The organism is Pelagibius sp. CAU 1746 (assembly GCF_039839785.1).
Taxonomy (GTDB): Bacteria; Pseudomonadota; Alphaproteobacteria; order Kiloniellales; family Kiloniellaceae; genus Pelagibius.
Genome location: NZ_JBDOQT010000001.1, coordinates 1,484,100 through 1,499,048 on the forward strand (window position 1 = coordinate 1,484,100; position 14,949 = coordinate 1,499,048).

The window sequence follows — 14,949 nt, forward strand, 5'->3', positions numbered from 1 at the left end:
TCCAGACCTCTTGGCGCACGCAAGCGATGATGCTCTGCCCGGCATATTCGGGTGGGACGGCGGAGAATTGGGTGCGGCAATAAGCGACGCGAGGACGGAGGAGGGGGCGTGAGGGATCGCCTCCGCGTCAGCCGTTCCGGCGGGCGGCGTTCTGCTGGGCGGTGAACAGCGCCACGTTGTTGTCGCTCAGCATGCGGCTCAGGCGCCGCGGCGGGACTTCGTCGGTGAAGACCGTGTCGATATCGCGCAGGTGGGCGACGCGCACCATGGCATCGGAATCGAACTTGGAGTGATCCAAGGCGACCAGCCGTTTCCGCGAGATCTTCATCGCCGTGCTGGAGACGCCGATGTCGCGGAAGTCGTAGTCCATCAGGTCGCCGTCCTCGGAAATACCGCCGATGCCGAAGATACCGTAGCCGACGCGGAACTTCTCCAGGAACTCTCGCGTCGCCTCGCCGGTGGTGGCCTGGTCATTGTGCTTCAGGACGCCGCCGGCCAGGATCACCTGGAAGTCGCGCTTGCGGTTCAGGGTCATGGCGACGGTCAGGTGGTTGGTCACCACGGTCAGGCGGCGGTGCTGCAGCAGCGCTTCGGCGACGGCTTCCATGGTGGTGCCGATATCGATGAAGATGGTGGCGCCTTCGGGGATCTGGCTGGCGACCAGGGCGGCGATCCTCCGCTTTTCCTGGGCGTGGTGCCGCTTACGCTTGTCGTAGTCGACGTCGCCGGCCACCGGCGGCAGGCCGGCGCCGCCGTGGTAGCGCGTCACCAGGCCGCGTCGCTCCAGGTCGTTGAGGTCCCGGCGCACGGTCTGCTCGGAGACGGCGAAGGACTTGGCCAGGCTGCCGATGGAGACGAAGCCGCGGCTTTCCAGCAGGTTGAGAATGCGCGCGTGGCGGCCCGCGATGTCGTCGCGGGTGCTCCCGCTGGCTATGCCGCCGATGCCCCTGCCGCCGACCAGAGTCATCACGCGCCGCCGTTCGTCTTTTTGCCGGAAGGGCCAAGTTCCGGGGTGTCGGACTTGGGCAGCTTGCCGGCGATGCCGTACTCGGCTTCGCGTCTGTCCATCTCCTCCCAGATTTCGGCCGGGCGGATGCCCATCTCCGACAGCAGCACGACCCAGTTGTAGATCAGGTCTGCCGACTCGTGGATCACCTCGTCGCGGTTGTTGGTGACGAACTCCAGGGACACTTCGGAGGCTTCCTCGACCAGCTTCTTGGCGATCTTGGTGCGCCCGCCGTTGAACAGCTTGGCGGTGCGCGAGAGCTTGGGACTCTGCCCCCGCTCCAGCGTTACCGCAGCGTAGAGTCTCATGATGGCGTCGCTCATGGCCCGACCTTTTCCTGGCCTGGTATCTATCCTAGGGAAGGGGCGCGCCGATCACGAAATGTCCGGTGCAGTGACGCCCCGCGGCTGGCATCCGCCGGCCTTGACCTTCTCGCGCAGGCGGCTGTCGGAGAGTTCGCCGGCGCGCTCCAGAATGGTGTAGGCGGCTGAGGTCAGATGGCTGTTGATGCGCTTCAGGTCGCGCAGCACATCGAGGTGCAGCGACGAGGAGGTGATGGAGTCCGGCCGCCCTTCGCCGATCCGCTCGTAGTGGTTCTCGATGTAGCGGCGCTCCAGTTCGCGGACCTGGGACTTCTGGCGCAAGAGCTGACGGGCCAGTTCGATGTCGCCGGAGGCGAAGACGTTCATCGCCAGGTCGAGGTTGGCGACGATGTGGGCGTGGAAGTCCTCCAGTTCCTCCATGCCGGGGGCGGAGAAGGAGGTGCGCTGCTTGATCTTCTTGCTGGCCAGCTCCATCAGGTTCTTGTCGATGATGTCGCCAATGTGCTCCAGGTTGGTGGTGAAGTTCAGGATCTCCACGCAGCGGCCGCTTTCCTGACCGTCCAGCTCTTCGTTGTTCAGCTTGGTGAGGTAAAGCTTGATGGCCTCGTGCAGCCGGTCGACCATGTCGTCGGCGGCTTCGGTTTCCTTCTTCAAGGCCTCGTCGTTGCTGCGCAGCACCCGGCCCGTGGCCAGCAGCATCTTCTTCACCTCGTCGCCCATGCGCAGGGCCTCGCGGGTCGCGCAGGTCAACGCCACCGCCGGGGTTTCCAGGGTGCCGTCGTCGAGGTAGCGGGGGCGGCCCGGATCGTCGGCCGCCGCCTGGTCCGGCAGCAGGCGGGTGACCAGCGCGATGACCTGCCTGACGAAAGGCAGGAAGAGCGCCGCGATGGCCAGATTGAAGAGGGTGTGGAAGTTGGCCACCATGCGCTCCGGCGAGGCGCCCAGCAGTTCCAGGTAAGGCAGCAGCCAGTGCAGCGCCGGCAGGACCGCCAGCACCCCGGCGGTGCGGATCACCAGGTTGCCGATCGGCGGGCGGCGGGCGGCGACCGGCGAGGCCCAGGTCACGGCAAGGGGGGTGATGGCGGCGCCCAGGTTGGCGCCGAGCACCAGGGCGAGCGCCAGCGGCGCGGCCAGGACGCCGGCGGTGGCCAGCGACATGATCAGCAGCACGATGGCGACGCTGGAGTGCGAGGCCCAGGTGAGCACGGCGGCGACCAGCACCGCCAGCAGCGGCTCGCTGCCCAGCGGCTGCAGCAGCACCGCGAAGACCTGCGATTCGCGCAGCGGCGCAGAAGCCTCCACGATCAGTTGCAGCGCCAGCAGCATCAGCCCGAGACCCAGGGTGATGCGCGCCAGGTTCTTGTGCCGGGTGCGTTTGGACGACAGGAAACCGAAAACGCCGCAGGCGATGAGCAGCGGCGAAAGCCAGTGAAGACCGAAGGACAGCACCTGCACCACCACGGTGGTGCCGACATCGGCGCCCAGGATGATAGCCAGCGCGGCGGCGCCCGTGACCAGGCCCTGGGCCGCGAAGGAGGTGGTGATCAGGGTCGTCGCGGTGCCGCTCTGCAGCGCCCCGGTTACGACCAGGCCGGAAAGAAAGCCGGTGAAGCGGCTTTTCGCGGACAGGGCCAGCAGGCGCCGCAGCTCGGCGCCGAACGACCGGGTGACCCCGGTGCGCACCATGCGCACTCCCCACAGCAGGAGGGCCACGCCGCCGGCGATACTGACAATGGTTTCCACGTGAGAGTCTCAGAGATTCCAGGTGTTTAGAGGTTGTAAGAAAACTTACATTTTCTGGCGTTCTGTGCAAGTGGGCAGAAGCCGGCCCAGGGCGAATCCCTGACGATCCTGCGCCTTATCGCTTAAATCTTCGTGTGTTATGGGAATTTGATCCTGATTCCGCTCCACTGTCGCGGCCGCCTGGATGGATGGCGGGGCTTGCACGGGCGCGGCAAAGAGATTATATGTGAGTGAACGTTCACTCACATTCCTTCGGCCGGAGAGAACCCCATGGCCGCCACCATGGCCCGCGTAACGCCGTCCCGAGGCGCCCGCACCCAGGAGAAGATCCAGGAAGTCGCCCTGGCGCTTTTCGCCGAGAAGGGCGTCGACCGCACCACCATCGGCGACATCGCCGGTGCGGCGGGCATCGCCGAGGGCACCATCTACCGCCACTATCCGGGCAAGGAAGAACTCATTTGGCAGCTCTTCTCCACCAACTACCTGCGCCTGGCCGCCGAGGTGGAGGCGCTGCAGGCCGAACGGCACGACCTGCCCGGCAAGCTGCGGGTCATGGTCGGGATGTTCTGCAGCCTCTTCGAGCAGGACCCGGACATGTTCCGCTTCCTGCTGCTGGTGCAGCACGGCCAGCTCTCGCGCGTCACCGAGGACATGCAGACCCCGGTGAAGGTCATCAAGACGGTGCTGGAGACGGCGATGGCGCGCGGCGAGATCCCCAGGCAGGACGCCGAGGTCGCCACCGCCATGGTGATGGGCATCGTCCTGCAGGTCGCGGTCTTCAGGGTCTACGGCCGCGTCACCCGGCCCCTTGGTGAGGTCGCCGACCAGCTCGCCGAAAGCTGCTGGCGGGCCTTGGGCGGCGGCCTTCGGACTGAACGAGGGGAGGGCTGAAGCCATGCGCGTCAAGCTCACGCGGCGCCGCGTCCTGCTGCTGCTGACCCTGGCCACCCTGATCGCCGGGGCCGTGCAGCTCAATCGCACGCAGCTCTGGGAAGACAGCCAGGTCTATGCCGGCTGGCGCGTGCAGCATCACGTGATGCTCCCCACCTGCCGCCTGCTCGACGATGAGCAGCGGGTCCGCGAACACGGCCTGTTCAGCGCCTGCTTCGATGCGCTGCAGCGCTTCAAGCGGACGGAACGACTCGCACCGCGCAGCCCGCACCTGGTGATCCTGCTGCACGGCATGGGGCGCTCGCCCGCCCTGTTCCGCGCCATGGAGCGCGACCTGCGCGCCGCTGGCTTCGACGCGGTGGCGGTCAGCTACCCCAGCCTGACCAAGGACATCGCCGGCCATGCCGATCAGGTCGAACTCCTGCTTGCACGGGCGCGGGGTGTCGAGAAGGTGTCCTTCGTCAGCCACAGCCTGGGCGGCTTGGTGGTGCGCGAAGTGCTGAGCCGCGAGGGGGACCCGATAACCGCAATCTGGCACAACAAGCTGAAGCTGGGCCGCGTGGTCATGATCGCGCCGCCGAACCAGGGTTCGGAGCTGGCCGAGTCCGTTGCCGGCCTGCCGCCCTATCACTGGATCGGCGGCCCTGCGGCGCGCGAGATCGCCGCGGGCCCGCCCTTCGCGCCGGTGTCTCCGGAGATCGAAGTGGCGATCATCGCCGGCGGTACAGACGGCGGGAGCGGCTTCAACCCGCTGCTGTCGGAGAACAACGACGGCGTCGTGACGGTGAGCGAAACCCGCCTGCCGGGCGCGCGCGACCACATCGTGGTGCCGGCGTTGCATACGGTGATCGCCGGCGACCCGCAGACCATCGCCGCAACCCGTAATTTCCTGGAGACCGGGCGGCTGCGCTGAAGCGCCGTTCGCCGAGAGAAACCGAACACCAGAGGACCGCACCTTATGTCCGACCGTACCCTCGATATCCTGAAGAGCCGGCGCTTCCTGCCGCTGTTCGCGACGCAGTTTCTCGGCGCCTTCAACGACAACCTCTTCAAAAACTCCCTGGTGATGCTGATCCTCTTCCGTCTCGCTGCGCCGGGCGGCAGTGTCGGCGGGCTCAGCGGCGAGTTCCTGGTCACCCTGGCCGGCGGCGTCTTCATCCTGCCCTTCTTCCTCTTCTCCGCCACCGCCGGGCAGCTTGCCGACAAGTACGACAAGGCGAAGATGATCCGCGGCGTCAAGCTGGCCGAGGTGGCGATCATGGTGCTGGCCGCCCTGGGCTTCGCTTGGGCTCGGGCGGACTTTCTCATCGCCGTGCTGTTTCTCATGGGCACCCAGTCGGCCTTCTTCGGCCCCTTGAAGTACGGCATCCTGCCGCAGCATCTCGAAACCAGGGAACTGGTCGGCGGCAACGCTCTGATCGAGGCGGCGACTTTCCTCTCGATCCTGCTCGGCACCATCGCTGGCGGACTCCTGATCCTGACCGAGGGCGGTGTTGCCGTGATCTCCGGCGGGATCGTGGTGGTGGCGCTGCTCGGCTGGGGGGCCAGCCTGACGATCCCGGCGGCTCCGGCCCCCGCGCCGCAGTTGAAGGTCAATTGGAACTTCGCCTGGGAGACGGGGGAGATCCTGCGGCACGCCGCGGCGCGCCGCGACATCTTCCTGTCGATCCTCGGCATTTCCTGGTTCTGGCTGGTCGGCGCCACCTTCATCCTGCTCTTCCCGCCCTATGCCAAGGACGTATTGGGCGGGGATCAGACTGTGGTGACGCTGTTTCTGACGGTCTTTTCGATCGGCATCGGCGTCGGCTCGCTCGGCTGCGACCGCCTGCTGAAGGGCGAGGTCTCGGCGCGCACCGTGCCTTTCGGCGCCCTGGGCATGGCGGTCTTCTCCATCGACCTCTACTTCGCCAGCCTCGCCGTGGCGCCGGCCGCGCCGGCCGAGACGCTGCTGGGCGTCGGCGCTTTCCTGGCCCAGGCGGCGCACTGGCGCATCCTCGCCGACCTGCTGCTGATCTCCATCTGCGGCGGCCTCTACATCGTGCCGCTCTATGCCATCGTGCAGGCGCGCGCCGAGGCCGGGCACCGCGCCCGCACCATCGCCGCCAACAACGTCATGAACGCGCTCTTCATGGTGATCGGCGCGGGTGCGGCGGCGGCCCTCTTCGCCCTGGGCATGACCGTCACCGGCGTTTTCCTGATTATCGCCGCGGCCAACGTGATTGCCGCCTGGTACGTCTGCAAGCTGCTGCCCCAGGAGCTGCTGAAGGGCATCTTCGCGGCGGTCTTCCGGCTGTTCTATCGGGTCGAACTGCACGGCCGCGAGAACATCAAGGCGGCCGGCGCCAAGGCGGTCATCGTGGTCAACCACGTCTCCTTCCTGGACGGCGCGCTGCTTGCCGCCTTCCTGCCGGGGCGGCCGATGTTCGCCATCGACTCCCACATGGCGACACGCTGGTGGGTGAAGCCCTTCATGGCCCTGGTCGAGGGCTTTCCCATGGACCCGACCTCGCCCTTCGCGACCCGCGCGCTGATCCGCGAGGTGGAGAAGGGCAAGCACTGCGTCATTTTCCCCGAAGGCCGCATCACCGTCACCGGCGCCTTGATGAAGGTCTACGAAGGTCCGGGCATGATCGCCGACAAGTCGGGCGCGCAGATCCTGCCGGTACGGATCGACGGTGCGCAGTTCAGTTATTTCTCGCGCCTGAAGGGCAAGTTCCGCCTGCGTCTCTTCCCCAAGATCACCATCACCGTGCTGCCGCCGCGCCGCTTCGAGATTCCGGCGGAGGCGCGCGGGCGCAAGCGCCGCCAACTGGCCGGCGACGCGCTCTACGAGGTGATGTCGGACATGATGTTCCGCATCCACCACCAGGAACCGCGTACCCTGTTCCAGGCTTTGCTGGAGGCGCGCTCCCTGCACGGCGGCGGCAAGGCGGCGGTGGAGGACATCGAGCGCAAGCCCTTGACCTACGGCCGCCTGGTGACCGGCGCGCTGGTGCTGGGCCGCCGCATGGCCAAGGCGACGCGCAGAGGCGAAGTCGTCGGCCTCATGCTGCCCTCGGCCGGCGGCGCCGCAGTTTCCTTCTTCGCGCTGCAGGCCTTCGGGCGGGTGCCGGCCATGCTGAACTTCACGGCGGGCAGCGCCAACCTGGTTTCCGCCTGCAAGACGGCGGAGATCGCGACCGTCTACACCTCCCGCCGCTTCGTCGAGCAGGCCAAGCTGGAAGAGGTCGCCGAAGTGCTCTCCAAAGAAGTGAAGCTCATCTATCTGGAGGACCTGCGCCGCAAGATCGGCGCTTTCTCGAAGCTTCTGGGGCTGGTCCTGCGGCCCTTCGCCGGCGCGCTCCACGCGCGGGCCTGCGGGGCGGCGGGCCTGGACCCGGCAGCGCCGGCCCTGGTGCTCTTCACCTCCGGTTCGGAAGGCGCGCCCAAGGGCGTGGTGCTGAGCCACGACAACCTGCTGGCCAATTGCCGCCAGCTCGCCGCGCGCATCGATTTCAATCCCACCGACAGCGTGTTCAACGCCTTGCCGGTGTTCCATTCCTTCGGCCTGACCGGCGGCCTGCTGCTGCCGCTGTTCTCCGGCGTGAAGACATTCATGTATCCCTCGCCGCTGCATTACCGCATCGTGCCGGTGCTGGCCTACGACACCAACGCCACCATCATGTTCGGCACCGACACCTTCCTGGCCGGCTACGCCCGCATGGCGCACCCTTACGATTTCTATGCCATGCGTTACGTCTTCGCCGGCGCCGAGCGGGTGCGCGAGGAAACCCGCCGCCTGTGGATGGAAAAATTCGGCCTGCGCATTCTGGAGGGCTACGGCGCCACCGAGTGCGCGCCGGTCATCGCCGTGAACTCGCCCATGCACTTCAAGGCCGGCACCGTCGGCCGCCTGCTGCCCGGCATCCACCACCGCCTGGAGCCCGTGCCCGGCGTGGACCATGGCGGGCGCCTGCAGGTCGCCGGGCCCAACGTTATGCTGGGTTACCTGAAGGCCGAGAACCCGGGCGACTTGGAGCGCCTCGATGACGGCTGGTACGACACCGGCGACATCGTCGATGTAGATGCCGAAGGCTACGTCACCATCCTCGGCCGCGCCAAGCGCTTCGCCAAGGTCGCCGGCGAGATGATCTCCCTGGGCGCGGTGGAGAACCTGGTGAGTGCTCTCTGGCCCGACGAGATGCATGCCGTCGTCGCGCTGCCGGACGCGCGCAAGGGCGAGCAGTTGGTGCTGCTGACCGAGCGGGAGGAGGCGAAGCGCGAGGACATCTCTGCCCACGCCCGCGCCGAAGGCGCCAGCGAGCTGATGGTGCCGAGGCAGATCTTCAGCCTCGACAAGCTGCCGCTGCTGGGCAGCGGCAAGGTCGACTACCCCGCGGCCAAGTCCCTGGCCGAACAGCTCGTGGGCGCCCCCGTCGGGGCCGCCTGAGCGGGCGTTACGCGAAGGAGCGGGATCATGGACGAAGTCTTCTGGGTTCTTCTGGGCGGATCGCTGGTGCTCTACCTGCTGATCGGCCCGGCACTCGGCATCGCCGCCTTCGCGCGGCGCGGCGCACCGGCGGTGGAACTGGCCGCTTTGCGCAAGCGCCTCAACGACCTGGGTGACGAAGTCGCGGCGCTGCGCCGGCGGCTCGACCGCGGCGCGGCGGCGCCGCCGCCGGAGGAGGCGCCGGCCCCCGAACCGGAGCCTGAACCCGAGCCCGAACCGGCCCCGGAAGCCGTTGCCGAACCCCCCGCTGAGCCTTCCGCCGCGCCGCGGCCGGCGGCCCCGGCCGCACCCCCGGCCGCCGCGGCGCCGGGCCTCGGCATCGAGCAGTGGCTGACCTCGCGCGGCCTCATCTGGCTGGGCGGCATCACCCTGGCCCTGGCCGGCCTGTTCCTCGCCAAGTACACCTACGAGCGCGGCTGGCTGGCGCTCGGGCCGGCGGCGCGCTGCGGCGCCGGCTTCCTCTTCGGCCTCGCGCTGACCGCCGGCGGCGAATGGCTGCGCCGCCGCCCGCTGCAGCAGGCCATCGCCGCCATCGGTCCCAACTACCTGCCGCCGGCGCTGACCGCGGCCGGCCTGTCCTCGGCCTTCGCCAGCATCTATGCCGCGCACGCCCTCTACGGCCTGATGCCGCCGCTGATGACCTTCCTGCTGCTGGCGCTGGTCGCTTTCGCGGCCTTCGCGCTGGCCATCCTGCAGGGCCCGCTGATCGCCGTCCTGGCGCTGCTCGGCGGTTTCGCCACCCCCTTGCTGGTGACCACGCCCGAGCCTTCGGCCTGGGGCCTGTTCTCCTATCTCTTCGTGCTCACCGCGGCGGCCCTGGCGCTGACCCGCTACATGGCCTGCTGGTGGCTCGCCTGGGGCGCGCTGGCCGGCGCCGTGCTGTGGCCGCTGCTGTGGTTCGCCGCCCTCTGGTCGCCCTGGGACAGCCCGGCGCTGGCGTTTTACGTGGTGGCGCTGGCCGGGCTGTTCCTGGCCCTGCGCTACCGTGTCGAAGCGGCGGCGGACGGCGGCCCCTGGCCGAAGACCACGCCCGACCGCATCGCCTGGGCCGGTGCCCTGGCGGGCGCGGTCCTGGGCTTCATCCTGGTGCGCATGGACGGCTACGACCCGGTCTCCCTCATCGCCGTTTTCCTGCTGGCCGGGCTGTTCCTTGCCGCCGCCTGGCGCGAGCCGGCCTTCGAGGGGCTGACGGCCGCCGGCGCCCTGCTGGCCCTGGCGGTGGTCGCCTGCTGGCACCTGCCGGCCATCGCCGACTGGCCCGCCTTCACCCACGACTACCGCGGCGAAGGCTATGCCGGAGAGCTGGGGCCGGTGGTGCCGCCGCAGCTCTCGGCCTTCGTGCTGGTCGCTTTTCTGTTCGGCGCGCTCTTCGCCGCGGCCGGCTTCCTGGCGCTGCCCGCGGCCCGGCGCCCGGTGATCTGGGCCGGGGCCTCGGCCGGTCTGCCGGTGGCCCTGATGGCGGTCGCCTACTGGCGGGTCACCGGGCTGGGCATCGATCTCGCCTGGTCGGCGGCCGCCGCCGGGCTGGCGCTGCTTGGCCTGGCCGCGACGGCGCAACTGCACCGCCGCCCGCCGCGCCCCGCCGCCGAGCGGCTGGCGGGGGACTTGGCCAATGACCTGCTGCTCGGCATCTATGCCCTCGGCAGCGTGGCCGCGCTGGGCTTGGCTTTCACCATGGCCCTGCAGCAGGCCTGGCTCACCGTCGCCCTGTCGCTGCAACTCGCCGCCGTGGCCTGGATCGCGGGCGCCCTGAAGCTGCGTGGCCTGCGTCCGGCCGCCTTTGCGCTTGCCGGCACCGTGCTGGTGCGCCTGGTGCTGAACTACAACGTCCTCGACTACCCGCTCGGCAGCCTGCCGGGAGTGAACTGGATCTCCTACGGCTACGGCCTGCCGGCCCTGGCCTTCTGGTGGGCGGCGCGGCGCTTCCGCAGCCTGGTTTCCGGCTGGCCCTCCGACAGGCCCGGGGAACTGCTGGTGCTGCTGCTGGAAGGCGGCGCCCTGGTGCTGGCCTGGTTGCTGGTGACCCTGGAGATCCGCAGCCTCATCGCCGGCGACCTCGCCAGCCGCAGCTACGACCTGGCCGAGCAGTCGCTGCAGACCGTGGCTTGGCTGGCCATGGCCTACGGCTGGCTGCGCGCCTATCGGGTCACGGGCCGCAAGGTGCTGCTGTGGGGCTGGCGCCTGCTGGCCGGGCTCGCCGCCCTGCACTCGGCGCTCTTCCCTTTGCTGCTGGGCAATCCGCTGTGGACCGCGGTAAACGTCGGCGACTGGCCGCTGCTGAACCTGCTGGCGCTGGCCTATCTGCTGCCCGGCGTCTTCGCGCTGCTCTTCGCCTGGGAGCTGCGCCGAGACGGCCAAACCAAGGCGGCTATGGCGGCGGCGGTCTACGCCCTGCTGCTGGTCTTCACCTGGCTGAGCCTGGAGGTGCGTCATGCCTTCCAAGGTCCCTGGCTGTACCGCCACGCCACCACCAATGGCGAACTGCTGGCCTATTCGCTGGTCTGGCTCGGCTACGCCTGGGTCCTCTTCGGCCTCGGCCTGAAGACGGGCTTCGCCAGCCTGCGTTACGCCTCCCTGGCGGTGCTGGCCGTCGCCACCGGCAAGGTGCTGCTGTTCGACTGGGGGGCGCTGGAGGGGCTGTACCGCTTCCTCTCCTTCGCCGCCCTGGGCTTCAGCCTCTTGGGCATCCCCTTCCTCTACCAGCGCTTCGTCTTTCCGCCGCAGCGGAAGCCGGCGGCCGGGGAGGCGCCATCCGCGCCCGCCGGGTCCGGCTAGGGCTCCCGCGGCTCAATCAGGCATCGCGCTCCTCCTTTGCCGTGCTATGCTGGCTGGAAGAAACCGCAGGCGGGACCGGCGGCCAGGGCTTTCGGGGGCCCCGCGCATAAGCGGGAGGGGAGCAGGGTGTCACAGAGGGTTCTCGTCGTCGAAGACGAGCCGAATATCGTCGAATCCCTTAGTTTTCTGATGAAGCAGGAGGGCTTCGACGTGAAGATCGCCCAGGACGGCACGACGGCGTTGCGCATGGTCGAGAGCGACGTGCCGGACTTGGTGCTGCTGGACGTCATGCTGCCGCGGCGCGACGGCTACGACGTCTGCAAGGCGATCCGGGCCAACCGCAAGCTGGACGCTGTGAGGATCATGATGCTGTCGGCCAAGGGCCGCGAGCTGGACCGGCGCAAGGGCCTGGAACTCGGCGCCGACGATTACGTCACCAAACCTTTCTCGACCCGCGATCTGGTCGACCGGGTCCGGGCGCTGCTCGGCCTGCCATCGGAGTAGCCCGATGGCGCCGGCGGCAACGGGCCCGCGGGACGCGCGCCCGGGAGGGACGGCATGAACCGGCGCCGCAGCGGCGAGTGGTCGGTGGTGCTCTTCATCGTGGCGCTGCTGGCCTTCAATCCGCCTGTCCTCACGATCTTCTCCGTGCCGGAACTGATCTTCGGCGTTCCGGTGCTCTATCTCTATATCCTGCTGGCCTGGGGGGCGGCGATCGCTCTGCTGGCGCTCAATGTGCCGGGCCTGACGGAGCCGGAGGACGCGCAGCCGCTGCACATGCCCGGTCCTGTGCCGGCGCGGCCGCCGGAGGATCCCGACTCCCTCCCGGCCGGTGACGGCGCGGTCGCGTCGGACCCTCGCGAGGCGAAGGACTGACGATGCTGTCCGGTTGGGGCATCATTGCCGTGGCGCTCGGCTATCTCTGCCTGCTCTTCGCCATCGCCTACTATGCCGACAAGCGCGCCGACGCCGGGCGCAGCCTGATCCGCAGCCCCTGGATCTACACTCTGTCGATCGCCGTCTTCTGTACGTCCTGGACCTTCTACGGCTCGGTCGGGCGGGCCGCCTCTGGCGGTATCCATTTTCTGCCGATCTACCTGGGGCCGACTCTGGTCTTCCTGCTGTGGTGGTTCGTGATCCGCAAGATCATCCGCATCAGCAAGGCCCACCGCATCACCTCCATCGCCGACTTCATCTCCTCGCGCTACGGCAAGTCGACCATTCTCGGCGCGCTGGTCACGGTGATCGCGGTGGTCGGCATCATCCCCTACATCTCGCTGCAGCTTAAGGCGGTCTCCACTTCCTTCAACGTGTTGCGCCAATATCCCATGGTGGCCATGCCGCTGCAGGAGAACGTCCCGCTGCTGGCCGACACGGCGCTCTGGGTGGCGCTCATCATGGCGGCCTTCGCGATTCTCTTCGGCACCCGCCATATCGACGCCTCCGAGCATCACGAGGGCATGGTCGCCGCCATCGCCTTCGAATCCCTGGTGAAGCTGGTCGCCTTCCTGGCGGTCGGCATCTTCGTCACCTTCGGCGTCAACGACGGTTTCGGCGACCTGTTCCGCCGGGCGGCGGCGGACGAATCGATCTCACGTCTGTTCCTCGCCGATTCCGGCGGCAGCTACCTGCAGTGGATCACCCTGACCCTGCTGTCCATGGCCGCCATCATCTGCCTGCCGCGCCAGTTCCAGGTGACGGTGGTGGAGAACGTGAACGAGCGCCACCTGGCCCGGGCCGTGTGGCTGTTTCCGCTCTACCTGCTGACCATCAACATCTTCGTGCTGCCGATCGCCATGAGCGGACTGCTGCACTTTCCCGCGGGACTGGTCGATGCCGACACCTTCGTGCTGACCATTCCGATGAAGGAGCAGGCGGAGTTCCTGGCCCTTCTGGCCTTCATCGGCGGCCTTTCCGCGGCCACCGGCATGGTCATCGTCGCCGCCATCGCCTTGTCGACCATGATCTGCAACGATCTCATCATGCCGGCGCTGCTGCGGATCGGCTGGCTCGCGCTGACCGAACGCGGCGATCTCTCCGTCCTGCTGCTGCGCATCCGCCGCTTCGCCATCGTGATGATCCTGCTGCTGTCTTTCGCCTACTTCCGCTTCATCGGACAGCCCGAAGCCCTGGTCACCATCGGCCTGGTGTCCTTCGCGGCGGCGGCGCAGTTCGCCCCCGCCATCATCGGCGGCATTTTCTGGAAGAGCGGGTCGCGGCTGGGGGCGCTCACCGGCCTGACGCTGGGTTTCGTCACCTGGGCCTATACCCTGCTGCTGCCTTCGTTCGCCCGGCCGGGCTGGCTGCCGACCTCCTTCATCGAGCAGGGGCCGCTGGGCCTCGCGCTGCTGAAACCCTATGCGCTGTTTGGCCTGCAGGGCCTCGACAGCCTGTCGCATGCCATGTTCTGGAGCATGCTCGCCAACATCGGCGGCTACGTGGTGGTCTCGCTGCTGGCCCGTCAGAGCGCCATCGAACGCATCCAGGCGGTGCTTTTCGTCGATGTATTCCGGCATTCCGGCGTGCAGAGCGGCTCGCACTTCTGGCGCGGCTCGGCCACGGTCCCCGACCTGAAAAACCTGGTGGCCCGTTTCATCGGCCCCCGGCGGGCCGAGCGCGCTTTCGAGGACTACGGGCGGACTCACGGCATCAACGTCACCAAGCTGCGCGAGGCCGATCCGGGCCTGGTCAGTTTCACCGAAAGGCTGCTGGCCGGCGCCATCGGCGCGGCCTCGGCGCGGGTCATGGTGGCCTCCGTCGCCAAGGGCGAGGTGTTGGGGATCGAGGAGGTGATGGAGATCCTGGAGGAAACGTCGCAGGTCATCGAATACAGTCACGGCCTGGAGCAGAAGTCGCGCGATCTGGAGGCGCTGACGTCCGAGCTGCGGGGGGCCAACGAGCGCCTGCAGGAGCTCGACCATATGAAGGACGAGTTCCTTTCCACGGTCAGTCACGAGCTGCGTACGCCGCTGACGTCGATCCGCTCCTTCAGCGAAATTCTCTTCGACAATCCGGATCTGGGGGTCGGCGACCGGCGCAAGTTTCTGACGGTCATCGTCAAGGAGAGCGAACGCCTGACACGCCTCATCAACCAGATCCTCGACCTTGCCAAGATGGAAGCCGGCAGCATCGATTGGGAGATGGAGACCCTCGATCCCCGTTCCGTGGTGGAGGAGGCCATAGCCGTCACCTCGGCCCTCTTCACGGAAAAGGCGGCCCGCCTGGAGGTGCAGATCGCCCGCGGCCTGCCCACGGTCCATGCCGACCGCGACCGCCTGATCCAGGTTCTCGTGAACCTGCTCTCCAATGCCGCCAAGTTCTGCGACGAGAAGGCCGGCTACGTTGTCGTCAGCGCCGCGAACCACCCCGAGGGGCTGCAGATCTCCGTCGCCGACAACGGGCGCGGGGTGCCGCCCGAGAACCGCCTGCTGATTTTCGAGAAGTTCCAGCAGGTCAGCGAGAACCTGACCGACAAGCCGCGCGGCACCGGCCTGGGGCTTACCATCTCGCGCCAGATCATCGAGCATTTCGGCGGGCGCATCTGGGTCGAGTCCTCGCCCGGCAACGGCGCGCGCTTCTGCATAGTGCTGCCCCGCCGCTCCCGCGAGGCGGCCCGCCGGGCGGTCTGAGCCCCGGTCCGGCCCGCGCGCGCAGGGCCCCGATTGCATAGGGTGGGGCGATGGGCTAAAAACCGCGCCCAGCAGTCCCTATCTATAGTCGCT

Annotated in this window: 10 protein-coding genes; 7 read left to right on the forward strand and 3 right to left on the reverse strand. The window is 68.2% G+C overall.

The features are described from left to right. Positions 1–127: 127 nt before the first annotated feature. Genes AAFN88_RS07120 through AAFN88_RS07130 form a run of 3 tightly spaced genes read right to left on the reverse strand, consistent with a single transcriptional unit; the run spans position 128 to position 3,072 of the window. The gene (locus tag AAFN88_RS07120; RefSeq protein ID WP_347521647.1) at positions 128–967 is read right to left on the reverse strand and encodes a DeoR/GlpR family DNA-binding transcription regulator; all 840 of its coding nucleotides are present in this window, start codon (positions 965–967) and stop codon (positions 128–130) included. Next, positions 967–1,329, reverse strand: a complete 363-nt coding sequence (gene hisE, locus AAFN88_RS07125) for a phosphoribosyl-ATP diphosphatase (protein ID WP_347519376.1) — start codon at positions 1,327–1,329, stop codon at positions 967–969. Before hisE ends, AAFN88_RS07120 begins: the two co-directional genes overlap by 1 nt. Before the next feature lie 51 nt (positions 1,330–1,380). Then, positions 1,381–3,072: a Na/Pi cotransporter family protein gene (locus tag AAFN88_RS07130; protein WP_347519378.1), complete on the reverse strand. Its 1,692-nt coding sequence runs from the start codon at positions 3,070–3,072 to the stop codon at positions 1,381–1,383. A gap of 270 nt (positions 3,073–3,342) precedes the next feature. On the opposite strand from AAFN88_RS07130, the gene AAFN88_RS07135 reads away from it, so the two are divergent. From AAFN88_RS07135 to AAFN88_RS07165, 7 genes are all read left to right on the forward strand, one after another. Beyond that, positions 3,343–3,963 (forward strand): TetR/AcrR family transcriptional regulator, encoded by a 621-nt coding sequence (locus AAFN88_RS07135; protein ID WP_347519380.1) that lies wholly within the window; start codon positions 3,343–3,345, stop codon positions 3,961–3,963. A 4-nt stretch (positions 3,964–3,967) separates the two neighbouring features. Continuing rightward, on the forward strand, positions 3,968–4,876 hold the full coding sequence (locus tag AAFN88_RS07140) for an alpha/beta fold hydrolase (RefSeq protein ID WP_347519382.1): 909 nt from the start codon (positions 3,968–3,970) through the stop codon (positions 4,874–4,876). A 45-nt stretch (positions 4,877–4,921) separates the two neighbouring features. Then, entirely contained in the window at positions 4,922–8,392 is a 3,471-nt protein-coding gene (locus tag AAFN88_RS07145; RefSeq protein WP_347519383.1) for an acyl-[ACP]--phospholipid O-acyltransferase, read from the forward strand. A gap of 27 nt (positions 8,393–8,419) precedes the next feature. Beyond that, on the forward strand, positions 8,420–11,227 hold the full coding sequence (locus AAFN88_RS07150) for a DUF2339 domain-containing protein (RefSeq protein ID WP_347519385.1): 2,808 nt from the start codon (positions 8,420–8,422) through the stop codon (positions 11,225–11,227). Positions 11,228–11,353: 126 nt separating this feature from the next. Then, positions 11,354–11,731 carry a response regulator gene (locus AAFN88_RS07155; RefSeq protein ID WP_347519387.1) on the forward strand — a complete coding sequence of 126 codons (378 nt, stop codon included), beginning with the start codon at positions 11,354–11,356 and terminating at the stop codon, positions 11,729–11,731. A 54-nt stretch (positions 11,732–11,785) separates the two neighbouring features. Next, on the forward strand, positions 11,786–12,103 hold the full coding sequence (locus AAFN88_RS07160; RefSeq protein ID WP_347519388.1) for a hypothetical protein: 318 nt from the start codon (positions 11,786–11,788) through the stop codon (positions 12,101–12,103). 2 nt (positions 12,104–12,105) lie between these two features. Further along, positions 12,106–14,856 carry a sensor histidine kinase gene (locus AAFN88_RS07165; RefSeq protein ID WP_347519390.1) on the forward strand — a complete coding sequence of 917 codons (2,751 nt, stop codon included), beginning with the start codon at positions 12,106–12,108 and terminating at the stop codon, positions 14,854–14,856. The last annotated feature ends 93 nt before the right edge of the window (positions 14,857–14,949 follow it).

Coding starts and splice junctions, on each gene's coding strand:
- AAFN88_RS07150 (WP_347519385.1), top strand. CDS start 8,420: ATGGACGAAGTCTTCTGGGTTCTTCTGGGCGGATCGCTGGTGCTCTAC.
- AAFN88_RS07140 (WP_347519382.1), top strand. CDS start 3,968: ATGCGCGTCAAGCTCACGCGGCGCCGCGTCCTGCTGCTGCTGACCCTG.
- AAFN88_RS07165 (WP_347519390.1), top strand. CDS start 12,106: ATGCTGTCCGGTTGGGGCATCATTGCCGTGGCGCTCGGCTATCTCTGC.
- AAFN88_RS07160 (WP_347519388.1), top strand. CDS start 11,786: ATGAACCGGCGCCGCAGCGGCGAGTGGTCGGTGGTGCTCTTCATCGTG.
- AAFN88_RS07145 (WP_347519383.1), top strand. CDS start 4,922: ATGTCCGACCGTACCCTCGATATCCTGAAGAGCCGGCGCTTCCTGCCG.
- hisE (WP_347519376.1), bottom strand. CDS start 1,329: ATGAGCGACGCCATCATGAGACTCTACGCTGCGGTAACGCTGGAGCGG.
- AAFN88_RS07135 (WP_347519380.1), top strand. CDS start 3,343: ATGGCCGCCACCATGGCCCGCGTAACGCCGTCCCGAGGCGCCCGCACC.
- AAFN88_RS07120 (WP_347521647.1), bottom strand. CDS start 967: ATGACTCTGGTCGGCGGCAGGGGCATCGGCGGCATAGCCAGCGGGAGC.